This window comes from Paenibacillus sp. V4I9, from assembly GCF_030817295.1.
Classification (GTDB): Bacteria; Bacillota; Bacilli; order Paenibacillales; family NBRC-103111; genus Paenibacillus_E.
The window spans coordinates 3,655,560-3,679,048 of sequence record NZ_JAUSZE010000001.1 but is presented as its reverse complement, the minus strand read 5'-3'; the positions used below and the strand labels follow the sequence as shown (position 1 = coordinate 3,679,048).

Genomic DNA, 23,489 nt, shown 5'->3' with positions numbered 1-23,489 from the left:
AGGAGAAATAATGAAAACCTATATTTATTTTGTTCGGCATGGGATAGCCCCATTTTCAATTGAACATGAACGAACTGGTGGCACTAGTCTTTCTGAACAAGGGAAGTTAGACGCTAAGAGAGTGGCAGAGATATTGAGTAACGAAGAAATTGATGTAATTGTTTCTAGTTCATATTTTCGAGCATTAGAAACAGTTAGTCCATTGGCAGAGCTATTAAAGAAAGAAATTATTCCATACATAGAGCTAATCGAAAGACCAATCGCTAGCTTGAATTACGCAGTATCCGAAGAGGAATTATTAATTGGCATTAAACAATCTTTTATCGATATTGATTTTTGTATGCCTGAAGGAGAAACAACAAGACAGGCGCAGGATCGGGCTATACCATTAATTATGAAATTACTATCTGACTTTAAAGGCAAGAAAATCGCTGTAGGTACACACGGAAATATAATGACGATCATATTAAATTATTTTGATGCTAATTACGGATTCGAATTTTGGAAACAGACCACTAAACCTGATATTTATAGACTAGAGTTTGAAGAAAAGGAATTAAATCTTGTTGAGAGGTTGTGGAATTAATGAAACCATCCGGTCATCAAAAAGCAGTTGATTTTTTGAACAATCTTGAACATCCCCTGAAGAAGGAAATAGAAGAAGTTCGAAAAATCATTTTAAGCGCTAATGAACACATTACGGAACATATTAAATGGAATGCACCTAGTTTCTGTTTTAATAATGAAGATCGGGTGACCTTTAATTTGCAAGGGAAAGGATTTTTTATGCTTGTGTTTCATTGTGGAGTCAAGGTAAAAGATCATGCAGGGAATGGATCACTTTTTGACGACACAACAGGCTTATTAGATTGGGTTGCCGATGATAGAGCTATTGTCAAATTAACCGATATGAGCGATGTGGAGGATAAGAAAGAGAAGCTTGCAGAAGTTGTAGCGAGATGGATTGAAGTGACAAGTTCCTAGTTAGAGATTCAGTAAGATTCAATTATCGGTCGGCGAACAGATACCACACACGTACTTTAGCATAAATCGTTAATTGTCCTGGTTGGATCGGGGTAACTGTACTTTTGGAAAGCATGGTGGTTGCATAGGGGATGGGTTCGGAGGTTCCGGTCATTTCTTGAATTTGGCTGGGGACTGTGACAAGAGTAACTCCCAGTGTATTTGCTATGGTCACTGCCTTTTGACGGGCGTTTCGAATGGCAAGCGATAAGGCCTGATTCTCGTAAAATTCTGGCTGTGAAGTCGTAAACTTAATGTCGGTGATGTTATTGGCACCACTGGAAACGGCGGTATCAACGAGAATTCCTGTCAGTTCTACTCTATCGTTGGTGATTTGCAAGAGATGGGTTACTTTATAGCCTCGAAAAATTTGCTTACCATCTTGATAATCGTACTGGATTTCAATTCCAAAATCATACGTCTGTATCTTTTCCCGGGGGATGTTTAGTTTTAATAAGGATTGAATGATAGTGGTTACTATTTTTGCGTTTTCGGTTTGGACAGCAGGTAAGACTGGACCTTCGATTATGGCTCCTATCACCACTATCGCCCTGTCGGGAGCTGCAGCCGCTGTTCCTATACCTAGGACTTCTATTGTAGGTGGGCATTTATATTGAGAAAATGAGGCCGACTTATTAACTGGATAATTGCACATAGAAGGACTCCTTTCAAGTAAAGGGCATAATCTAATGTATGGAAATGTGTGGACTAAAATTCTTATATAAAAAGGGACTGTCAATCGACAGCCCCTTTTACTTTTTAAATAGCGATCGTGTCTGAATAGGGTGGAAGGTGAAACATGAGTCTCAATTCAACATGTGGTCCATATCTTTTAGTAAGATCTTGTTCTTACGAAAGGATGATTTAATTGTTGTATTCGCCTCATTTGATTACACGAAGAATCATGCCGGAAAATCAAGAATTCCCAATGCTGTCACTATCCAGTCGTATTACGCCAGAACATCTGTTTTATATCCGAAACCATTTTCCATATCCGAATGTGGACATGCGCACTTGGGTGCTTACTATCGAAGGATGTATAAACAAACCAATCTATTTTCGCTATCATGATCTCTTGAATATGCCTCAAGTTACACTCCCGGTTACGCTCGAATGTGTTGGAGATAAGAGATCGTTTTTTCATCCGAAAACCCGCGGCGAGCAGTGGGGACTAGGGGCAATTAGTCATGCTGTTTGGACAGGGGTTCGGCTTCAAGATTTATTGCATGCAGCCGACGTTCAAAGGGATGCACGTGAAGTGACGTTCGAGGGCATGGATAAGGGAGTTCGAACGGATATGCCTGGCATGTTTTCCTATACAAGAAGTTTATCTCTCGAACACGCTCTGCATCCCGATACCATTGTAGCCCTTTACATGAGTGGTAAACCGCTGCCCTACCGTCACGGTTATCCAGCTAGATTAATTGTTCCAGGTTGGTATGGAATGGCTTCAGTCAAATGGCTTCACCGTATCGTCGTGATAGAGGAACATTTTCAAGGACCTTTCCAAGTCGTAGATTATGTATATGATCGAAAACCATTAACTCTATCCTCTTCCGAACCGGTTACTACTATTCGCCTCAATTCGACCATTGCCCGACCAACAGACCAAGAGGTATTGGCAAAAGGGGAGAATTGGGTATGGGGTACAGCAATATCTGGTAGTGTTCCAGTAGTACTGGTAGAGATAAGTACTGACAATGGAAACACTTGGCTGGCAGCATCTTGGTTGGATCAACAAGAAGCTTATTCTTGGAGGCGTTGGTGTTGGAAATGGACGGTAACTGAATCCGGATCTTACGACATTAAAGTCAGAGCTAAGGATGCAACAGGTAACATTCAAAGCGAAATGGCAGATTGGAATGTAAAAGGTTATGGCTATAATGCGATACAGCATATACGAGTGTTCATAGATTGATTGTATTGTACACCTCCAAACCCTTCTTCTACCGTATATGTACATACAAGTTGAGCAAATGATATAATACGGTCAGAATCAATAACCTGAGGTGAATCATGAAAGAAAAGCAAATGCCGAAATACTTACAGTTGAAACAGGAAATCCTATCGTGGCTTCATACCGGGAAGCTGAAACCGAATGATCAAATGCCATCGGAAAATGAAATAGCCGAGCAATTTCAGATGAGCCGTCAAACGGTTCGTCAGACGTTCGGGGAGTTAGAGCAAGAAGGTTGGTTGTACCGGATGCAAGGAAAAGGGACATTCGTTTCCACGCCCCAAACGCAAAAAAGTCGAGATGTGCAAACCATTGGCATTCTGACAACCTATATATCGGATTATATTTTTCCTCATATCGTAAGAGGAGCGGAGTCTGCCTTACGTGCGAGAGGATACAGACTGCTCTTGTCATCCACAGACAATGATAAGGAAAAAGAGAAGGAAAGCCTCGACATGATGATGAGTCAGCCCTTAAGCGGCCTTATTATTGAACCGACCAAAAGCGCGGAAGGCAATCCGAATTTAAGCTATTACCTTTCCTTAGACTATCAACATATTCCTTATTTGATGATTAATGAGCGGTATCCGGAGATGAATTGTCCTTCTTTGGTCGTGGATGATGAAGAGGGCGGATTCAAGGCTGCTCAGCACTTAATTGAGCTTGGGCATCGCCGCATTGTTGGGTTCTTCAAGACCGATGACTTGCAAGGGGTTAATAGGTTGAATGGGTTTATTCGTGCTCATCATCATTATCAAATTCCGTTGTTACCGGAATTCGTCATTCACTATACGACGGAGGAGAAGAGACACAAACCCTATGAAAGCGCAAAAGCGATGCTAGGTCAGGTAGATGAGCGGCCAACGGCTTTCATTTGCTACAATGATGAGATAGCTATTCATCTGCTTGATGCTGTACGTACAACAGGTCTTCAAGTGCCACAGGATATCTCGCTGGTCGGTTTTGATGACTCTTCTTTAGCAACCGCAACAGAGGTCAAGCTGACGACACTTTCGCATCCCAAAACGGAAATGGGCGCGGATGCAGCAGAGATATTGATTGATATGATACAGAATAAACGAGCAAATGGAAGTAAAACAGGGAAAGTCTACAAACCAGAATTAATCGTCAGAGAGTCAACCATCCGAGTTTAACAGTCATAAAAATTTGTCTAGCCAACTTGTACGTACAAGTAATATACAGTCTTATTCGTACTTTTCCGAAAGTCACATTTATCATTGTTTGCGTTATTTTCATCCATTGACTTCCTTGATTCACATGCTTTAGAGTAAATTCATATAAGCCTGTCCAAAATTAAAGGCACAGCTATGTAGGAGGTTAACGCGAAATGACGACGAAAGCGTTTGAAGGAACATACCAAGGAGAGAAAGCCATTTGGTTACAAGCTGGACGTTATGAAGCAGCTGTTTTACCGGAAGTTGGCGCTAATCTAATTGCTTTTAGAGATACCGAAAAAGAGTACCGCTTTTTGCGTGAGCCTGCAATGGAAGAGATGGAAGATTTTAAAGCACGTCCAATCGTCCACGGGATACCGGTATTATTTCCACCCAATCGGTATGAGGACGGGAAGTTTCCTTGGAAAGGCAAAGTCTATGAATTTCCGATCAATGAACCGAAAACGGGAAATCACCTACACGGTTTTGTACACAATATTCCATGGGCTGTTGAGAAATTCCGTGCAGATGAAACTGAGAGTTCAGTTACCTTAGCTTTGCGCGTAAGAGAAGGGCATTCGGTTTATGCGTATTTACCGCATGAGTTTACGATAAGCTTGACTTACACATTGAATGCATTCGGTTTGCATCAGCATGTATCCGTACATAATGAAGGCAAAGAGGCTATGCCTTGCTTGTTGGCGTATCATACGACGATCAATGCACCTTTTGCGCCGAACAGTCAGGCGTCTGATTATGGATTCAAAATGACGATCGGCAATCGCTGGGAAATGAGTGAGAGAATGCTGCCAACCGGTGAGTATCAGCCATTGTCAGCTGACGAAGAGAAGATGAAAGTAGGCGGCTTGTCGCCGTTCTTTGAATCCATGGATAATCATTACACAACCTCGCCGCAAAATGGCCGCAACTATATGGAGTTGACAGATTCACGTGCAGGCATCAAACTGGTTTATGATGTAGGGACATCCTACAAGCAATGGATGATCTGGAATAATGGCGCTTCTGAAGGGTTTTTCTGCCCGGAGCCGCAAATGAATCTGGTAAATGCACCGAACGTAGATCTCCCGGCTGATCAAATTGGACTGGTTTCCTTGGAGCCAGGCGAAATTTGGGAAGAAACAGGACGTCTTTATACGATTGAATTGAACAACTAAAAGGTGAGACTTTGATCTCCGACCAAAGATCCCTATATAAGTCCCTTTGACGCATGGAGAGAATCCAAGGTGATGATCTGCTAGCGGCGAGGGGGTATTTTTATCCGGAAGGAAGGGGCGGGATACATAGTGGAAAATAATGACGGCTCAGAAAAGGAACAGCTTCTAGATCAGATCAAAAAATTGACATTAGAAACCGAGAGATTGAAACAAGAAATCGCGAAACTACGTGGAGTTAAGCGTCCGTCTTCGGGCTCCATGGATAGCATGTCTACGAAATTGAAAGAAGCGTTGAGAGAGTAATCATTAAGCTTATCTGGGATCACAATAAGAAGAAGTCTCTTGGTGAGGGTTTAAATCGCCAGGAGATTTTTTTTTCATGTCAAAATACCAAAGAAAGTAACCACTGTCCCCTATCAAGTCTGCCACAGATATGATAATTTCTATACCAACACTCAAAGAAGAGACAAGGCAGGAAAATACCGTGTCATGAGCGAAGGTGTTCTGAATACATCTTATCCATCAAGGAGATTCCGACTATGAATTTATTAATTGTGGAAGATGAAGTCCGCCTCAGAAACGCACTAGCCAACAACATCCCCTGGGACAAGCACGGAATAGAAGTCGTCGGCCAGGCTGGAAACGGAATGGAAGCGCTGCGGCTGATCGACCGCAAAAAGCCTGAGATCATCTTGCTGGACCTGCAGATGCCGGAGATGGACGGGCTGACTTTAGCTAGACAACTTCGCCAAACCGAACCTTTGTTGAAAATCATTGTTCTCAGTGGACATGATGATTTCGCATACGCTCAAGAGGCATTGGGGCTTGGTGTTATGAAATATTTGTTAAAACCGGCAGGGGACGAGGAGATATTGGAGTCGGTGCTCGAAGCGGCCGATCGGTTGAAGAGTGAGCTTGAGCAGCGCCATAATGAGGATGAGCTAAAGCTAAAATGGAAGCTGCATCTTCCACACCTAATCAATGAATTCTTCCAGGGGTGGCTGAACGGAAAGTATGAACCTTGGGAGCTTGAACAGAAAAGCAAGTTTCTTCAACTGGATTTACAAAAAGATGCCGAATATGCTGTTGCCGTAGTCGATATGGACCCGCTGTTGGAGGATGAAACCAGATTCAGCAAGAAAGATATTTCGCTGCTCCAATTTTCGCTGAGCAGTATCGTGAAGGAAACATTGCTGGCAACACCTTGTTGGGTGTCTACCGATTATGCGGGCTGCACGGTTGTCGTGTTCCAGCTGGATGGACATGAAGAGTCTGGAGTAGCCCTCCAGAAAATCAATGCAGTGATCGAAAAGCTGCTTTTAACTATACGAAGCTGTCTTAGGCTAAGTGCAAGCGCGGGGATTAGCGGGATAACAGGCGGCCAAGAGGATCTGAACAAGCTGTACGTACAGGCGGTTCGTGCGTTACAGAATCGGATCGTACTGGGCTATGATCTGACGATCCCGTATCGGGAAGAGCAGGGGAGAGAACCTGAACTTTCGTTTCAGCCAAACCTGGAGAAAGCGCTGGAGATCGCACTCGAAACGGGGGACGGCGACAAAGCGGTTGAAACGTTAACAGCTCTCTGGGACGGTGGCATGGCCAAAGCGGAAACGGTTGAAGACATGCATGAGCATATCCTTTATTTCACAAGTCTCTTTATTTGCATGATCCAGAAACAAGGCTGGCCAGTACGGGAAGTGGCCGGTGAGGATTACGTTTATTTCCATAATCATTTGGAGCTGGCCGCAAAGGAACAAATTCTATTTTGGCTGCAGCGGATGGTAAGAGCGTATTTAACCTATGCCAGCCAGAGGCGGAAATCGACGAGTCATGGCATGATCAAGACCATATTAAGTCTCGTCGAAAATGAAATCGATCAGGAAATGACGCTGCATGCTGTCGCTGACCGGCTGTATGTCAACTCATCCTACCTTAGCCGTCTATTCAAGCAGGAAACAGGCAAGGCTTTTTCCACCTATGTACTGGAACGTAAAATGGAGCGGGCCAAGGCAATCCTGCAAGAGGGAGCACGGGTATACGACGCCGCAGCTGGTGTCGGGTATAGGGATGTGAGCTATTTTACAAGAGTATTCCGTAAATATTGGGGCGTGACGCCCGGGGAAGTTCGTCATTGAATTCCTTGCAAGCCTTTTGGCAGCCTTCTCAGTTGATCTGGGAAGGTTTTTTTGTATGTCAGATGTGAGCGAGAAGTTATGAAAGTACCAAAACAAGTAATATTCCTCTAATTCGCAAAAAAACGGTGGGTGATAAACTAAATCTAAGAAAGACAGGTAAGAAGGAGGAAACACCTTGCGAGAAACGACCACTACGACGGAAACTGTCATATCTACAAAGAAAAATGGTAAAAAGAGCTATAGACGACAATTGTTGATTGATATCAGGAAAGATTGGGATTTGTATCTCGCGCTCATTCCCGGCATCGCATTTCTGCTGCTGTTTAAGTACACGCCGATGTACGGGATTATCATTGCTTTCAAGGATTTCAATATTTTCGATGGTATGGCCGCAAGTCCATGGGTCGGGTGGAAGCATTTCGATAAATTGATTTCCTCCGCCAGTTTTTTGCAGGTGTTCCAGAACACCTTAATCATTTCTATTTACAAAATCGTATTTCTCTTTCCTCTCCCGATTGTGGTCGCCATTTTGCTTAACGAATTGAAGAACATGGCGTTCAAAAAAAGCGTGCAAACCGTCGTTTATCTGCCTCACTTCCTGTCTTGGGTTATCGTCAGTGGTTTGTTCATTGATCTGCTTTCCACGAACGGCGGTATCGTCAACAAAATAATCGTCGCTATGGGCGGCGAACCGATCCGTTTCTTCCTGGATAGCCATATTTTCCGCTCGGTTCTCATTAGCACGGCAGGTTGGAAAGAGACTGGTTGGAACACGATCATTTACTTGGCGGCTTTGGCCGGTATCGATCCCGGCTTATACGAAGCGGCCAAAATAGATGGTGCTAATAAATGGAAGCAAATCGTACATATCACGCTGCCGGGTCTGGTTCCGATCATCCTGCTCATGTTCATCCTTCGTCTCGGCTATGTGCTCGAGGCGGGAACTGAACAAATTCTCGTGATGTACAACCCAAGCGTATACAACGTCGCAGACGTTATTGGCACTTATGTGTATCGCATAGGTCTCGGTGAACAGGATTACAGCTTCTCAACCGCCGTAGGAGTATTCGAATCCGTGGTCGCGTTTATTTTGATCTTAACGGGTAACGGCTTGGCCCGTAAGTTTTTCGGACGAGGTATCTGGTAAACGGCGAATAAAGGAGGATCAGCTATGCATATAAAAGGCATCTTACAATCACCTGCCGTTAGAAGGTCTGGACTCATCCCAACATCCCGTGGCGAGAAAATCTTCACAGTGGTCAATCATATTTTCTTTATCCTGATGGGACTTTCCACCATCTTTCCGTTCATCAATCTCATCGCCAAATCGCTTAGCAGCGAGGCGGCGGTCGTTTCGGGGATGGTTACCTTGTACCCGATCGATTTTCAAATAGGGACTTACAAGTATGTGGCGAGCAATTCCTTATTCCTGAATGCGTTTATGGTTTCGATTACTGTGACGCTGATTGGTTCGCTGCTCGCTTTATTCATGACGACGCTAGCCGCTTATCCGCTTTCTAAGCCGAGGCTGCGGGGACGCAAGTTTTTTATCATCATGTACCTGTTTACTATGCTGTTCAGCGGTGGATTGATCCCGACTTACCTACTCATGCACAAGCTTAATCTTATCGACAAATTGCCGGTGCTCTTCCTGCCATTAATGATTAACGTGTACAACATGCTCATTGTCAAAAGCTATTTCGAAAGCCTGCCAGACAGCCTCGAAGAATCGGCGAAAATGGATGGGGCCAGCAATATGACGATCCTTGTGCGCATCATTCTGCCACTGTCGATGCCAGTGCTGGCAACCATTGCGTTGTTCTACGCGGTTACGTTCTGGAACGATTACTTTACGTCGCTTATCTATATCAACTCGGTAGAAATGAAACCACTGCAGCTATATTTGAAGGAATTGTTCGTCTCGTCGACGGATGCCTTCATGCGGACCAATATTGACGCATCGCTGAACGTTTCACCGCAGTCGATCCAAGCGGCTTCCATCATTCTGGCGACACTGCCGATCATATTCGTGTATCCGTTCCTGCAAAAATATTTCGTGAAGGGTGTTCTGGTCGGCTCCGTAAAAGGCTGAATCTACAAACAAACATTACTTGAAGGGTGGTGGTGGGCAGGCTCAAAGATGGTTCCATGAAATTTTGGTTTTACGCACTTCTCCATACTCAAAGAACGAAAAAGGGAGGCTCTTTCATGGTGAAAAAATTTTTAGCTCTGATGTCCATCACAACTTTGGCAGCGTCAATCACCGCTTGTGGCGGAAGCGGCCAAACGGCAAGCAGTTCCACAACACCGACTGTGTCAACAGCTCCAATCGCAACTGCAGATACCAACAAGCCGAAGCCGGAATTCAAGGCGCTGCTGCAATATGCGCGTTTTGATCCCAATGCCGAAGTCGTGGCGAAGTTTCTGAACGAAAAAACCGGCTACAAAGTTACCTACGATATGCTACCGGTCGAGAACCCAGACGATAAGCTCAACCTGCTCATGGCCAACAAAGAGAAATACAGCTTCATGCTGCTCAGTGGCCCGCAGTATTCTAGGCTCTCATCTTCTGGCGCGTTGGAGCCAATTGATGAGTTGGTGAACAAATATGGCACGAACATGAAAAATGTTATCTCCCAAAACTCCTGGAACGGGGCCAAGCTGAACGGTAAAATTTATGGTATTCCACAGACCGGTTCAGGTACAATCGTCAACACAGCGCTGATCGTGCGCCAGGATTGGATGGATGAACTCGGACTTAAGGCCCCAACAACACGCGATGAGCTGTACAACGTGATGAAAATGATCAAAGAGAAGAAGAATGTTATGGCGCTGTCCGGCGGGAAATCTCCGCTCGTGCCTGAAATCATGCCGACCTTCGGACTCACGCTGGTTCAATCGACCGCAACGACCGGCTGGCAGGATGTTAACGGCAAACTGGTCAATGTGGTAGAAAATCCGAACATGAAAAAATACTTAGAGTTCATGAAGAAGCTTTATTCGGAGAAATTGATTGATCAGGAGTGGTCTCTCAATCAGGCGAACAAAGTTATCGAGAATTTCACGAGCGGCAAAGCAGCTATGATCTCGAACGGCTACTTCAATGCCCCTACCGTACAGAATGCACTTCTAAAAAACACGCCTAACGCCAAAATCGCAAGCCTTCCTTATCTGAAAGGCGATGATGGCAAAGTACAAGTTATGGGTTCCGCAGGTATCAGTTATTATGTGGGTATTCCGAAATGGGCCGAAAACAAGGAGGAGATTATCAAATACCTGGATTTGAAGCTCGACAAAGACATTCACAAGGAAGCAACGATCGGTAAAGAAGGCGTTCACCACAAAGTGGAAAACGGCAACTACTTCCCGATTCTGCCGATTTTCAACGACCAGTATAACAATGCTTCTTCGTTTCTCACAGGCGTGGATGAGAAAAACTACCCGATCTACTGGCAGGCGCGCGTTCGTAAAGATCCTATCTTGACCGATGCATTTAACAAAAATCAGGAAGCTGCCAAAGGCAACATCGTCGTAGATCCGCTCTCTTTTGCACCTCCGCTTGAAGCAATCGGTAAATACAATTTAAAACTGCAAAAGTTGATGGAAGACACCTTCCTGAAATACATCACAGGTGCAGAACAGCTCGAAAATTATGATAAATTCCTGGCACAGTGGAAAACAGATGGCGGGGACGAAATGACGAAAGCTGTCAACGAATGGTACGCAGCGAACAAGAAGTAATTTTAAGGCGCAATATTCCCCTGCGGTTCACGCCGTGGGGGTTTTATTTCTCTGAGGGAGTGAGAAAAGGATGAAAAAGATCGGATTTATTGACTATTTCCTAGACGAGTGGCATGCGGAGAAATATCCTGGTTGGATTGAAAAGGCATCGAGTGGCAGCATGCAGGTCGCATACGCTTATGGCAAGTCTAATATCGAAGGAAAGCTCAGCAATGCGGAATGGAGCGAGAAGAAGGGAATCCAGCTTCTTGACTCGATCGAGGAGGTTGTGGAACAGAGTGACTACTTGGTTGTTCTGTCGCCGGATCATCCCGAGTACCATGAAGAATTGTCGCTGATTCCGCTTCGTTCCGGCAAGCCTATTTATATCGATAAAACGTTCGCGCCTAACCGGGCAGCGGCTTTTCGGATGTTCGAACTCGCAGATAAACATGGAACCCCCATGTACTCGACTTCGGCTTTACGGTTCGCTTCAGAGTATACAGGACTAGAAAAGCAGGGGATAGAGTCCATATGCAGTCTAGGACCAGGACAATTTGAGAACTATTCGATTCACCAGGTGGAGCCGATCGTCACGATGATGGGGACGGATGTCAAACGGGTGATGTGGACGGGAACGGCAAACACGCCAGCGCTGCTGATCGGGTATGCGGACGGCCGCCAAGCAACGATCAACCAATATGGATGGGAATGCCCGTTCAGCATGGCGCTCAGTTATGAAGCGGGGGCATCGAAGTTTCTAAAGATCGAGTCGGATTTCTTTGGGACGTTTATTGAGAATCTTATCGGTTTTTTCGAGACGGGTAAGCCTCCGGTTCCGCAGGCAGAAACGATTGCGATTGCGACAATTCTGGAATTTGGAATGAAGGCCGCGAAGACGCCTTATCAGTGGTTGGAGCTGCCGTAAACGGAGATGGGAGCTTTAAGGGGAACGACGATGCGCTAAATTACTGCAAATAGCTGATATTATGGTTAAGCGGAACGACGTACCTCTATTTTGCGAAAATACTGCTAAATGCCCGCGAGTACCAACTCGCGATTCTAACCGATCGGCTCATTTACAGAACTGCCCAAAAAGCATCCGGACCTTCTCTCTGAGAAGGAACAGGATGCTTTTTTTGAATCATGTGATGTTATCCGATGCTAAACCTTAACCCATATCTCCAACTTCATTCTCTCTATTATCGTTCGCTGCTTCGTCGTACACGCTATCATCGTTCTCTTTATCTTCGATCTTATCTTTGTGAGTGTTGAACACCTTGATCTTAATCTCTGATTGTTTGCCACGATAAGAGGCAGTAATGATTGTGGAACCTGACTTCACAGCTGTAATAGTGCCATCAGCAGCAATAGAAGCTACTTTATCGTTCGAAGAGATGAATGTCGCACCTTGGGTGATGTACGCCATTATGCCGTCCGAGTAGGTTGCCAGGAGCGGTACATTGAAGGTCTCAACTTTGACTAGGCTATGTTTCGACTCTTCAAAGGAGAGACTTGCCAGTTCGACAACAGTAACGACTGATTTGGCTGTTTTTCCTTCATAGACAGCGGTGATTTCCGCAGTTCCAGCCTTCAGCGCGGTAACCGTTCCGTCTGCGGCAACGGCTGCTGCCTCAGGATTGCTGGAGCTGAACACAGCACCGGTTACTACGGCTCTCGTTTCGTCCGAGTAAACGGCTGTCGTAACAGTTGAATGCTTGTCGCCTGCTACTAGACGGTAGGCGGCAGAGTCAAGCTCAATGTCTGTGATGACGGGAGCCGTACGCGTTATGGTTACGGTTTTTTCGTTCGTTTTGCGGCCATCAACGTATACGGAGATTTTTACGGGATTGAGGCCTACTTCCAGCAAGACCTTTCCGCTGAAGTCTCCGTTGCTAGCCAGCGCTGCCGGAACGCCGTTCAAACGAACATCAGCCGTTCCCGACCCAAGCACTTCGACATTGCCTTTGATCTCGAGATTCTTCAGTGGTGTGCTGGTGTTTGCATAGGCTAGGTGACCTCGCAGCACGGCCGATCTGACAGCATCGCCGACCTTGTACGTTCTGGCGACCAGCTGTCGTCTCGTCCGAACGCCTGAAGCATCCAGAGCAGAGATGACGAAGCCACCTTGCGGAATGATGCTGTTATTAGGTGACATATTCGTCCAGTTCCAGCTAAGCGCCTGTTGTTGGTTAACAACCTTAGTGACTATTCCGGTGCTATCCACGATCGCTTCGACACCAAAGGTGCTGGTGGCTGTCGTTAGACCGAACGTATCTGTATAGACGTTGAGATTATTCTCATTCCGGCTCACATTGTACAAATCGCCTTCAAGGAACGATTCCTGATTGCCAGGAACACTTGAACCTACTTGATAATCCTTAACGTATTCTACATTCTGGAGCGACGCTTTCACGACCGACCAGTTAACCTGCGAATAGTCGAAGAGCATCAGACCATTCGATTGCGACAAGCCAGCTTGGAACACCGACCGCTGCAGAGGGGGATCCTGGATGTTCGCCAGCGCGATACTAGCGTACATCGGAACTTCACCGTTCGTCACAATATTACCTAGCGTAATGTGATGCTCGATTTCTTTTTGCGTTGTTTGATACGTGCCGATCATAAGAAAATCGATGTTGCCCGAATAACCGGTTTGTGCGTAAGAGTCCGTGTAGAGGCTGTCCGCCGGGAATTGCAAACGGCTGTCGTATTTGAAGTTCGGGCTGCCCCAGTGGACGCCGTTCAGGTAGTAAGAATCAAACCAGGAGCCTACATAGGCGGAAGAGTAGATCCTATGGCCTTTCAATGCCGTGTAGCGATCGGTTAGCGAGCGGACATCATCCGTAAACGTTTTGATCGTCTGCGAGCGGAACTCCCACCAATCATTGATGAGCGGTCCGAATTGCCGGACATTGTTCACGTAAGTGAAAACGTCGGCCGGCCAATTTGTAAGCTGTTTACCGCGAACAGCGAGAAACGCCTCGAACTTTGAGCGGGTTAACGGGCTGAAATCAGCAGTTTCATTGTCATAGCGGGTCCGGTCGAGCACGACGCCATCGACATCGTAGTTTTTGATGACTTCTTCCATGTTTTTCAACTCGAAGGCTCTTACGTCATCATTAGCCGGGTTAACGAAAGCGACGAGGGATTTGCCCGTTTTGTAATAGTTGCTTTCACGCAGCCGCAGAATCTGGCTTCCATCCTCGGGGCGGTACACATGCTCTTCCCAGTCGAGGTGCTGGTTCAGCAGTCCATATTCGTTATGCGCAGGTGAGCCTTCGGCAAAGACATTGAACGCTGCGTGGATTTTGATACCGAGCTGATGCCCGTACTTGATGAACTCCTCCAGCATGTCAAGGTTCGGATTCGCTCCCGCGCGGGTCGGCGCGGTCATCTGGGAGATATGCGGACGACCGGTCAGGTCGTTCTTCTTGTAGTTGGCGAAGCCTTCTACACCTTTAACATCTAGTGCTATTGCCGTGACTCCGGCGTCTTTTGCTTTTGTCAGCATATCGTGAACATTTTCAGGCGTTTGCAACTTGAAAATATTCGTTCCTTGATCGACCCAGAGGACGACTTCCTTCGCGGCGCCGGTTTGTTTTTTATAAAACACGACAAGCGTCTTGCGATCATTTTCCGTCGCGTTCTTGGTGGCGATGACGTCAAGATAATTGACACCCTCCGTGAGACCAACCTCGATCTGGAAGGTGCCGTTCGCTTGCAAGGCAATCGTGGATTGGTTCACACGAATCGAATAGGGGATACCTTGCTCAAGGTTTTCCAGCTTCCCGGAGACCACTGTTTTCGGCTCGGTTACCGTAAACCATTCATCGTTGTTCAGCTTAAGCCGAGCTTTGAGGCCTTGTCCTGTCATTAATTCAGAGACAGGGATGACTTCACCGTTTTTGCGCAGCTTGATTTTGTCACCGACCTTGAAATTTTTCGCGAGATATTGCTTGTAGGTTTTGTTCGCCCAACTGTCATCATTCGAAACTAGGATGTAACCGCCTTGAGGGATGACTAGGTCAGTAGGCCCTGTCCAGACAGGCACTCCGCCGTTCACTGAAGGGTTTACCACCCGAGTGACCTGGTTAGCTCCATCGACGACAACGCCGACGGAAGTTTTTCCAACCGTAATCTGAGGTGCATACTCTGGTGTGAATAAAGCTACATAATCGGTGATGCCGCTTACATCCTTATCAACAGCATTAATTTGCTTGCGAGGACCTTCAATATCAATGGTAATGTCGACCGGAGCGGCTTCTACTTCAATGTAATCGGCGGCGGTCGGAGCAGCGGCAGTGGCAGCGGAGCCAGAGACGGTTTCCGCAGCAACCGCGGTCGTGGACCAAAGGGAAACGATCATTGTGAGCAATAGGGTCATAGACAACCATTTCGACTTATTCAAAGGGTTTCACTATCCTTCCATTCATTTGATAGGGCTAGTTTTAAACCGGTGCAATTTGAGTTTTGTCGTAAGCTGCTTATTTAGAAGTGTATTTCTTCGCCTTTTTCACTAGATTCATAGATACCGCAAAGAATTTTCATCATTTCAACACCATCTTGAACAGGAGAAATGGTTTCTTTTTTGCCTTGGCATACTTCAATGAAATAATTGATCTCATCCTGAAACCCGGCAACAAAATCAAAAGACAGATTGTTGATCTGCGGCGTGAGGTTCAAGATGGTATCGTACTTCTCCGTAACGATGGATAGCTGAGGTTCCAGTTCGGCCCCGCCTTTAGCGCCATACAGCTTCACGGTAAGCTCGTCTTCCTTCGCATGAAGCGTGAAGCTTACGTCTACAAGAATGGAGGCGCCATTCTCAAAACGGATCAGCGCATTCGCCATATCTTCTACGGTATTGTGGGAAGCGTCATAGTCCGCTGCTTTGTAAAAGGCAAGGTTCTTCACGTTGGCGCGGTTGCCAAGTCTTTTGTAGGTGTTGCCGGAAATAGACTTCACCTTCGGCCGGCCCATAAGGTACCAACATAGGTCGATGACGTGGACGCCTACATCGATCAGTGGACCGCCGCCCGAACGCTCGACATCGGAAAACCAGCCACCCGGGTTGCCGAGACGACGAATGCACGAAGCTTTGGCGTAGTAAATGTCACCGAGTTCATCGTTTTCCAGAAACGATTTGATGATGCGGGTGTTAGAGGCATATCTGCGGACGAAACCAACCTGAAGTGTTTTGCCGGATCGGTGGACCGCTTCCTCCACAGCTAGCGCTTCGCCCACCGTCTTGCAGAGCGGTTTTTCTGTAAGCACGTTTTTACCGGCATCCAATGCGGCGATAGAGATCGGCGCATGGCTATTGTTCCATGTGCAGATGCTGACGGCATCGACTCCCGGATCGGCAAGCAATTCCTTATAGTCCGTGTAAATGCGTGTTATGCCGTATTTTTCAGCTTTCGCCTTAGCACGTTCTTCATTCAGGTCGCAGATGGCGTAAAGCTCGGCGTTTGGATTATTTTGGTATGACTTCAAATGCATTTCGGAAATGGAACCTGCTCCGATGACCGCTATACGTACTTTGCTCATTTGAAAAACTCCTCGTCTCTAGAATGGTTATTTTTATACCGAATGAATGGTAGGCCAAGCGAGTTCAATCCCATAGCTTACAAGCATATTCTGGAAGTCTCGAAGCTCAGACTCCATACTGCGCACCTCGCGGGGCAGGAGTTCACGGTCGATACAGCGGCTTGCCAGAAAGCCAGCAGCCTCGCCGATGTTCCATTCAACGGGATGGAGCCGGTAGCAGCCATTTGTGATGTGCGTGACGCCAAGATTTTTGCATGCTGGCAGCAGATTGTTTATACGGACAGGAATCAGGCTGCCCAGTGGAATCTGGAACGGCAGGGAGGAGACATCGATATAATGACGGTTTCCAGTGCTAGGATGCAGGTCAATTCGGTAGCAGCCGATACCGACCGAATCGGCGAATTGTTCTGCTTTACCATCGGGTCGGCAGGCTGTGCTCACATGCTGCTCCAATACGGTAAACTCAGCTTTGATTCTGCGTGACTCCCGCATGTACGGCGACATAGCCAGTCCGTCCTCGGTGCCGACGATGTCTTTGCGTAGACGAAGTCCCGGATAGCCGAAACCCCCGTCAGGCCGAGGCGCTTCCGTTTGCAACCAATAGAGCAAGGAGAGGCTTAGCTGCTTCGCATCCCACAGATTTTGCTCTCTTTCCTCATCGCTCACGTCGATGACTGAACCAAGCCAGTAGTCATTTTGCGGCCAGTTGACAAGTGTAATACTCCCTGAATAAAAGCCTTGCTCGAAGTTTCTGCTGTCGATGATGCGCCGATAGTAGAACAGAGAGTACTTTTCCGTCCCTTCAAAAAGTTCATAAGAGACATGCTCTAGCGTATGAGGGCGGACGCCGGACCAGCTTAGCAGCCGATCGGGCCAAAAATCGGCTTTATACTGCCGCCAGAAATCATAGCGCTCTGGACGGTCGATGGTGTAGTCTTCGCCTTCGATGTAATCCATCGCAAAGCAGTATGTAAAGCCCTGCATGTCCTGCGGAAGAGCTTCACCTTCCACGGCATGTGGTTCCCCGGTTTGGGTCTTGGACTCCGCCCCAGTCACATATTCCGCACCGGCTAGCGGCAGAACATCTCCACATTCCGTTGCGTCAAGGAAGAAAGCGGCGGATAGCTCCACGAGTTCCCCAGTAAGCAAATTGCGTACCGTTACCGTTCGTACGTCATCACCTTCCACGTAAGCCGATTCTGCGCGATGCCGGGTAAGAATCTGCAGCCTACCGCTGTGAATATAAGGAGCCAGCATTTCCTGCAGAACGGCCAATGCAGCGCGTGGCTCATGGCACAACCGCGAAACGCCACCGTTCCCGGGATTAAGATGAATGCGGGACCGTGCCTCTTCGGTAAGGGGGAAATGGCGCCGGTAATAATCACGCACCCCATCCCGGAACTGCCGGTACGTGCGGGTGCAGCCGAACTGCTCAATCCAAGGGTGCTCATCTGGAGGAACAGCCTGACTCGTTAATTGCCCCCCAATCCAGTCGGTTTCCTCGGTCATGATCACCATCTTGCCCGATTTGGCAGCGGCAAGCGCGGCTGCGCAACCGCCGGTTCCCCCGCCAATCACGACGATATCGGCATGGAATTCTTGAATGCTGTGGTTGCTGTTCTTGTGTACCAACGGAAATATTCCCTCCTTTTTCCTCATAGCCTGCAGGATTTCACAGGCTATCCTCATTGTAATACAGCGGGAACGAGGCCACAGCGGAGGACCATGACTTCTTTTGGTACTTTAATAACCATTGGCAATGAAAAAAAGGGATTGCTGGATCGGAGTCGAAAATGGATAACAAAGCCCTACAATGTGAGTGGATATTAAGGAGTAAGTAGAGGAGGAATGTAAGATGCAAAATCAACAACAACCTGTTAACGCCGTGCAATTGGACGCAAACATGCGAATTCAGCAATCCGGCGACAATCATTTTAATTGGTATTCACCGCTAGAGAAGCCATTCCATATTGCCGGTTTCGGCTGGCTGTACGAAGAAAAGCTTTACCGCCGGCTGCCGACAAAACCAGATTGGAAACTCTCAGAGGCGGTAGACCAATTGGCCAACTGCACGGCTGGCGGTCAAATCCGTTTCGAGACGTATGCCACTTCCTTGAGCGTTAAAGTAAAACTGACAGGAACTGCCAATATGTATCATATGACGGCTACAGGGCAGTGCGGGTTTGACTGTTACATCGGAGGACCGGGAGAGCAGTTATATTACGGTACAACTGTTTATGATCACACGCTGAGCGAATACGAAGCCGTTTTCTTTAAGGATATGGCGCGGGAGAGCCGGATCATTACGCTGAATTTTCCGCTCTACCAAGGCGTAGAGGAAGTTTGGATCGGTTTGGATCGGGAAGCGCAGATCGCCCCGCCACCGGCTTACGAAAATAGCGGGAAAATCATCGTTTACGGCACATCAATCACGCAAGGCGGCTGCGCAGCCCGTCCAGGTATGGCTTATACAAACATACTATCCAGACGTATCAACAGGGAGTTTCTCAATCTGGGCTTTTCCGGCAACGGTAAGGGAGAACCTGAGCTGGCTCAAATACTTTCTAACATTTCGGACCCTGCATGTCTGATCCTGGATTATGAGGCGAACTGTGTTTCTACTGAACTGCTTCAGAGAACACTGCCCGAGTTCATACAGATCTACCGAGATAAACACCCGTTGACGCCGATCCTTGTAATCTCGAGCATCACTTATGCGAAGGAAAAATTTCATGATCAAATGGCGCAAGATCGGGCGAACCGCAAACAAGTCCAGCTCCGAACCGTAGAGCAGCGGCGCGAACTGGGCGATGCCAACATCTATTTTTACGACGGATCTAACCTGCTGGGTGAGGATGCGCATGAATGTACCGTTGACGGAGTCCATCCGACTGACCTTGGCTTTTTGCGTATGGCAAATGGGCTGACACCAGTCCTACAGAAGATTTTGACCAATTGAATGCCGGTTTCATTATGCCTGAAGGGGTGGTTGAGTAATGAAAAGAAATAGCGCAGCCATTCTCGCCTTACTCACATGCTTCGCTACCGTCGGATGCAGCTTTCCGGAATGGTCAAAGAATCAAGATAAAGTTTCGGAGGCTGTTCAGGAACCGGTCATTAGAATCGTAGTGAACAGCCTGGGCATGAACTTTCCGGAAGGTATGGATGAGAATAACAACCCCTACCTTAACTATATCGAGAAAAACATCGGCGTACAGGTGTATGTGACACTACCGCCGCTGAATGGATATGATGAAAAGCTAAACGTCATTATGACGTCTGGGGAGCCTCCGGATCTGCTGAACACGAGCAATCCCTCTTGGTTTATCAATTTCGTGAATCAAAAGGCGCTCATGCCTTTAAATGACTATATTGATAAGTATGGGGCGCACCTGAAAGCCAAAATCCCAAAAGAAGCTTGGGACAATGTAACCGTCGATGGCCATATATACGCAATACCTAGTCTGAACGAAGTGAAGGGAACGGAAATCGTTTACGCTCGAAAAGACTGGTTGGACAAGCTCGGCCTACAGCCTCCGCGAACAATCGAAGAGTTTACGGCGGTGATGAAGGGTTTTGCCGAAGGAGATCCGGACGGAAATGGAATTAAGGATACTTTTGGCCTCTCGATCCTGGAACGTCTCAGGAGAACGTCGCCATTTCTTGGCGCCTTCGGCGTACAAATGAACGCCTGGTATGAGCGGGACGGTAAGTTGGTATACTCCGGTATCCTCCCAGAAATGAAAGAAGCACTCATTTACCTAAATAGCCTGTACGACCAGAATATTCTGGACCCGGAATTCCCGCTCAATAAAATCGATGTACTTGGCGAAAAGATAGCGACTGGCAAGGTCGGCTTATATTCCGCGGCTTGGTCTGACACACGCACCCACATAGCAGCTAACCGCAATAACGACCCGAAAGCGGTATGGATCCCGCTTGATTTTCCGATCGGATCTAATGGCAAACACGGAGTCTACAGCACTTCAAACGTCCGTTCTTACAATGTTGTGCCCATCAAGAGTCAAAACGCGGAAGCGGTTGTCAAATTTCTCGATTTTATCGCAGGACCCGGTCAAACAAGCTTGAAGCTCGGTTTTGAAAACGAAATTTGGACCCGAGTGAACGGAAAGCTTTCTATCCGATTTGATGAGCACACGAAGCATGGCTATCGGGGCATCTATGGGTCGTTGGTCGATACCGCAGAGCGGGACATAACTCGGGATCGGCTGGAGGCACTCGGCGAGCAGTTTCATCTATACGAAAACCTGCAGCGGATCGAAAGCAACCTGATGGAAGACCGGTTTAATGGTCCGCCGACACCCGCAATGGGCAAGCATCACGTCAAGCTGTCCAAGCTGCAAGAAGAGACATTTACGCGAATCATCGCGGGAATGAGCCCCATCGAGGAATTCGATGCCTTTGTGAAGAAATGGAAGGATGCTGGCGGTGATGAAATAACCGGAGAAGTGAACGAATGGTGGCGCGAAACCGGCAAGTAGCCGGAAAGTGACAGGCACGAATGGAGGGATACCCATATGTTAAAAGAAATCCTGCCCAAAGTGCGCAAAATACTGGCTGGTTATATTCAGATTCGGCTGACATGGTACTTTTTACTGATTCTGCTTCCGCTCGCGGGCTTCAGTCTTTTTGCCATCGCAAAATCACAGACAGTCTTAGAAGTACAAACGGGTGAGAGGACAGAAGGGGCTTTGCATACGATGACGGATTACATCGACCTGACATTGCAGAACCTCGAACAGCTTTCTTCACTGATCGCTTTCGATATGAACATGAACTCGACACTGCAGTCCGTCGGGCAGGAGCCGGAAAAACAGTCGTTCGTTCATTTTGCACAAGTGATGGACCAGATAACGAACATGACGACAGTCAATTTGATTGTGGATCAAATAACCATCATCCATATGCCGTCACGTACCGTCATTTCTACTAAACTTGGGGGGCGTAAGCTGCCCGAAGGAGCGGAGAAGCAGGAGTGGTACCAGCGTTTAATGGAATCGAGTGGGGGTACGGTTTTTTTTACGCCGAAGGAGGGTGAATCTTACTTTGATGCAGACAGCGTTCATCTGATCCGGACGATGGATCCTTATAACAGGACACTCATTAATCCGAATCTGCTCGTGCTTTCTGTCAAAAAAAGCGCCTTAATCGAATTGGCGAAACCGCTTCTTCCCTCTAAAAATGCGAACATCTATCTGTTTGGCAGCGATGGAAGCTCGATCACAGGTACGGGAGCGAGTGTACATCCCCAAGTCTGGGACACCGTGAACGAGGTTAGGTCCATCCGTAAGTCGCAGCAAACCGGTACAGAAATGGTTACGATCAGCGTGAAGTCGAAGTTTTCCGGATGGTCGCTCATGATGGAGCAGCCCTTGGAGGAGCTTCGCAGCCATACCGACTCTTTAAAGGTATTTAGTTATGGGATTTTAGCCGTCAGTCTGGTGCTAGCCGTTTGGATTTCGTGGATCATCTATAGGGGGATTTCCGCTCCGCTGCGGAAGCTAGCTTATGGGATGAAGCAGCTCCGAACAGGTAATTTCACCATCCAACTGGAAGATACGCGTGTAGACGAACTGGGGTACGTTATCGAATCGTTCAACCGGATGGCTGAGAACCAGAAGACACTTATTCGTGACCATTATGAGAAGCAGCTTTTACTGTCCAAAATGGAGCTTAAGTTTTTGCAATCGCAGATTAACCCGCATTTTCTATACAACACACTAGACTCCATCTATTGGACAGCCAAAAACTATGAAGCGGATGAAATCAGCGAAATGGTGCTTAATCTGTCGAAATTTTTCCGGCTAAGCCTGAACAAGGGAAACGAAACGTTCGCAGTCGGGGAGACAATCGAACATTTGAAATATTACATTAAAGTCCAACAGTTGAGGTTCTTGGATCATTTTACTGTTCGGTACGACATCGCCGAGGAAAGCGTTCCTTATCATGTATTGAAGCTACTCTTGCAGCCGCTTGTTGAAAATGCTGTGCTGCACGGACTGGAAAAACAGAGTGGGGGCGGAGAACTCTTCATTTCCTCGTATTTGGAAGGTAATCGGCTTGTGCTCGAAGTGTGCGACAACGGGGTAGGAGTAAATAACGAAAGGCTCGCCTATATTTGCAGCAAACTAGAGGAAGCTTCTAAGCTAGCAGCAGAAGGTGTTTCGACGGACCTCAAAAAGGAAAAGGACCTGTTCGGACTACGAAATGTGGTCACACGGATGATCATGTACTACGGCAAGGAATCGCAATTTCTCTTCGAGAGCGACGGTAAAAAGGGCACACGGATCACGCTCCGCCTACCGCTGGAAAAATGTGTTTCGCCTTTAGAAGAGCAGGCGGGCTGAAGGTTTTCGTGAATTCAGTCAATTATATTTCATTAAAATGAAAACGGCCCATTCGCAATGTTGCGGACGGAGCCGTTTTTTTGCCATTGTTCCATGGATGAAAATCAGTTGCTTTAACAAATACGTTAGCGTTGACGCGCAGTGAAAATTTGAAAGATTACACCGAACTTGTCTATGACCATACCGTAAGCAGGGCTAAAATGAGTTTCTTGCAGTTCCAAGCTTACTTGGCCGTCTTGTCGTAACGATTTATATAGTTGCTTCGCTTGTTCCTTTTCAGAAGTTGTTATACAGATGGTAACTTGATTGCCAATGGGATGGGATTGACCCGGAAAAATATCCGAAACCATCTTTCGTATGATGTTCAGAAATTCTTGTGGGCT

General features: G+C 47.0%; 18 protein-coding genes and 1 pseudogene. 14 read left to right on the top strand and 5 right to left on the bottom strand.

Going from position 1 to position 23,489, the window contains the following annotated elements:
• Positions 1-10: 10 nt before the first annotated feature.
• Both QFZ81_RS17225 and QFZ81_RS17220 read left to right on the top strand, forming a co-directional pair.
• Positions 11-586, top strand: coding sequence for a histidine phosphatase family protein (locus tag QFZ81_RS17225; protein WP_307442349.1), 576 nt, complete (start codon positions 11-13; stop codon positions 584-586).
• The gene (locus QFZ81_RS17220; RefSeq protein ID WP_307442350.1) at positions 586-984 is read left to right on the top strand and encodes a DUF1801 domain-containing protein; all 399 of its coding nucleotides are present in this window, start codon (positions 586-588) and stop codon (positions 982-984) included. Before QFZ81_RS17225 ends, QFZ81_RS17220 begins: the two co-directional genes overlap by 1 nt.
• 22 nt (positions 985-1,006) lie before the next feature.
• On the opposite strand, the gene QFZ81_RS17215 is transcribed toward QFZ81_RS17220, so the two are convergent.
• Positions 1,007-1,678 carry an SIMPL domain-containing protein gene (locus QFZ81_RS17215; protein WP_307603702.1) on the bottom strand — a complete coding sequence of 224 codons (672 nt, stop codon included), beginning with the start codon at positions 1,676-1,678 and terminating at the stop codon, positions 1,007-1,009.
• A gap of 213 nt (positions 1,679-1,891) precedes the next feature.
• On the opposite strand from QFZ81_RS17215, the gene QFZ81_RS17210 reads away from it, so the two are divergent.
• From QFZ81_RS17210 to QFZ81_RS17170, 9 genes are all read left to right on the top strand, one after another.
• Complete coding sequence (locus QFZ81_RS17210) at positions 1,892-2,941, top strand: sulfite oxidase (RefSeq protein ID WP_307603700.1); 1,050 nt, start codon at positions 1,892-1,894, stop codon at positions 2,939-2,941.
• Between the two features lie 98 nt (positions 2,942-3,039).
• Positions 3,040-4,134, top strand: a complete 1,095-nt coding sequence (locus QFZ81_RS17205; protein ID WP_307442354.1) for a GntR family transcriptional regulator — start codon at positions 3,040-3,042, stop codon at positions 4,132-4,134.
• A gap of 194 nt (positions 4,135-4,328) precedes the next feature.
• Positions 4,329-5,330, top strand: a complete 1,002-nt coding sequence (locus tag QFZ81_RS17200) for an aldose 1-epimerase (RefSeq protein WP_307442356.1) — start codon at positions 4,329-4,331, stop codon at positions 5,328-5,330.
• Between the two features lie 129 nt (positions 5,331-5,459).
• Positions 5,460-5,633 carry a hypothetical protein gene (locus tag QFZ81_RS17195; RefSeq protein WP_307442358.1) on the top strand — a complete coding sequence of 58 codons (174 nt, stop codon included), beginning with the start codon at positions 5,460-5,462 and terminating at the stop codon, positions 5,631-5,633.
• Between the two features lie 236 nt (positions 5,634-5,869).
• Positions 5,870-7,468, top strand: coding sequence for a response regulator (locus QFZ81_RS17190; protein ID WP_307442361.1), 1,599 nt, complete (start codon positions 5,870-5,872; stop codon positions 7,466-7,468).
• 208 nt (positions 7,469-7,676) lie between these two features.
• Positions 7,677-8,615, top strand: coding sequence for an ABC transporter permease (locus tag QFZ81_RS17185; protein ID WP_307449697.1), 939 nt, complete (start codon positions 7,677-7,679; stop codon positions 8,613-8,615).
• Between the two features lie 24 nt (positions 8,616-8,639).
• On the top strand, positions 8,640-9,560 hold the full coding sequence (locus tag QFZ81_RS17180) for a carbohydrate ABC transporter permease (protein WP_307603698.1): 921 nt from the start codon (positions 8,640-8,642) through the stop codon (positions 9,558-9,560).
• A 116-nt stretch (positions 9,561-9,676) separates the two neighbouring features.
• Entirely contained in the window at positions 9,677-11,209 is a 1,533-nt protein-coding gene (locus QFZ81_RS17175; protein ID WP_307442364.1) for a type 2 periplasmic-binding domain-containing protein, read from the top strand.
• A 70-nt stretch (positions 11,210-11,279) separates the two neighbouring features.
• On the top strand, positions 11,280-12,116 hold the full coding sequence (locus tag QFZ81_RS17170) for a Gfo/Idh/MocA family oxidoreductase (protein WP_307442366.1): 837 nt from the start codon (positions 11,280-11,282) through the stop codon (positions 12,114-12,116).
• A gap of 243 nt (positions 12,117-12,359) precedes the next feature.
• Here the strand turns inward: QFZ81_RS17170 and QFZ81_RS17165 are convergent, their stop codons facing one another.
• From QFZ81_RS17165 to QFZ81_RS17155, 3 genes are all read right to left on the bottom strand, one after another.
• Complete coding sequence (locus tag QFZ81_RS17165; RefSeq protein ID WP_307603696.1) at positions 12,360-15,599, bottom strand: Ig-like domain-containing protein; 3,240 nt, start codon at positions 15,597-15,599, stop codon at positions 12,360-12,362.
• A gap of 80 nt (positions 15,600-15,679) precedes the next feature.
• Positions 15,680-16,738: a Gfo/Idh/MocA family protein gene (locus tag QFZ81_RS17160; RefSeq protein WP_307442371.1), complete on the bottom strand. Its 1,059-nt coding sequence runs from the start codon at positions 16,736-16,738 to the stop codon at positions 15,680-15,682.
• 33 nt (positions 16,739-16,771) lie between these two features.
• On the bottom strand, positions 16,772-18,343 hold the full coding sequence (locus tag QFZ81_RS17155; RefSeq protein WP_307606940.1) for an FAD-dependent oxidoreductase: 1,572 nt from the start codon (positions 18,341-18,343) through the stop codon (positions 16,772-16,774).
• Positions 18,344-18,593: 250 nt separating this feature from the next.
• Between QFZ81_RS17155 and QFZ81_RS17150 the strand changes: the two genes are divergently transcribed.
• Genes QFZ81_RS17150 through QFZ81_RS17140 form a run of 3 tightly spaced genes read left to right on the top strand, consistent with a single transcriptional unit; the run spans position 18,594 to position 23,106 of the window.
• Complete coding sequence (locus tag QFZ81_RS17150) at positions 18,594-19,697, top strand: SGNH/GDSL hydrolase family protein (protein WP_307603694.1); 1,104 nt, start codon at positions 18,594-18,596, stop codon at positions 19,695-19,697.
• A gap of 37 nt (positions 19,698-19,734) precedes the next feature.
• The gene (locus QFZ81_RS17145; protein ID WP_307442376.1) at positions 19,735-21,240 is read left to right on the top strand and encodes an extracellular solute-binding protein; all 1,506 of its coding nucleotides are present in this window, start codon (positions 19,735-19,737) and stop codon (positions 21,238-21,240) included.
• Between the two features lie 36 nt (positions 21,241-21,276).
• The gene (locus QFZ81_RS17140) at positions 21,277-23,106 is read left to right on the top strand and encodes a cache domain-containing sensor histidine kinase (RefSeq protein WP_307442377.1); all 1,830 of its coding nucleotides are present in this window, start codon (positions 21,277-21,279) and stop codon (positions 23,104-23,106) included.
• A gap of 125 nt (positions 23,107-23,231) precedes the next feature.
• Here QFZ81_RS17140 and QFZ81_RS17135 read toward each other — a convergent pair.
• A pseudogene (locus QFZ81_RS17135) lies at positions 23,232-23,456 on the bottom strand (VOC family protein); the annotation flags it as partial.
• Between the last annotated feature and the right edge of the window lie 33 nt (positions 23,457-23,489).

What these genes read in the sequence shown, in the direction of transcription:
- QFZ81_RS17225 (WP_307442349.1), top strand. Translation starts at nt 11, where the DNA reads ATGAAAACCTATATTTATTTTGTTCGGCATGGGATAGCCCCATTTTCA.
- QFZ81_RS17220 (WP_307442350.1), top strand. Translation starts at nt 586, where the DNA reads ATGAAACCATCCGGTCATCAAAAAGCAGTTGATTTTTTGAACAATCTT.
- QFZ81_RS17215 (WP_307603702.1), bottom strand. Translation starts at nt 1,678, where the DNA reads ATGTGCAATTATCCAGTTAATAAGTCGGCCTCATTTTCTCAATATAAA.
- QFZ81_RS17205 (WP_307442354.1), top strand. Translation starts at nt 3,040, where the DNA reads ATGAAAGAAAAGCAAATGCCGAAATACTTACAGTTGAAACAGGAAATC.
- QFZ81_RS17200 (WP_307442356.1), top strand. Translation starts at nt 4,329, where the DNA reads ATGACGACGAAAGCGTTTGAAGGAACATACCAAGGAGAGAAAGCCATT.
- QFZ81_RS17190 (WP_307442361.1), top strand. Translation starts at nt 5,870, where the DNA reads ATGAATTTATTAATTGTGGAAGATGAAGTCCGCCTCAGAAACGCACTA.
- QFZ81_RS17180 (WP_307603698.1), top strand. Translation starts at nt 8,640, where the DNA reads ATGCATATAAAAGGCATCTTACAATCACCTGCCGTTAGAAGGTCTGGA.
- QFZ81_RS17175 (WP_307442364.1), top strand. Translation starts at nt 9,677, where the DNA reads ATGGTGAAAAAATTTTTAGCTCTGATGTCCATCACAACTTTGGCAGCG.
- QFZ81_RS17170 (WP_307442366.1), top strand. Translation starts at nt 11,280, where the DNA reads ATGAAAAAGATCGGATTTATTGACTATTTCCTAGACGAGTGGCATGCG.
- QFZ81_RS17160 (WP_307442371.1), bottom strand. Translation starts at nt 16,738, where the DNA reads ATGAGCAAAGTACGTATAGCGGTCATCGGAGCAGGTTCCATTTCCGAA.
- QFZ81_RS17150 (WP_307603694.1), top strand. Translation starts at nt 18,594, where the DNA reads ATGCAAAATCAACAACAACCTGTTAACGCCGTGCAATTGGACGCAAAC.
- QFZ81_RS17145 (WP_307442376.1), top strand. Translation starts at nt 19,735, where the DNA reads ATGAAAAGAAATAGCGCAGCCATTCTCGCCTTACTCACATGCTTCGCT.
- QFZ81_RS17140 (WP_307442377.1), top strand. Translation starts at nt 21,277, where the DNA reads ATGTTAAAAGAAATCCTGCCCAAAGTGCGCAAAATACTGGCTGGTTAT.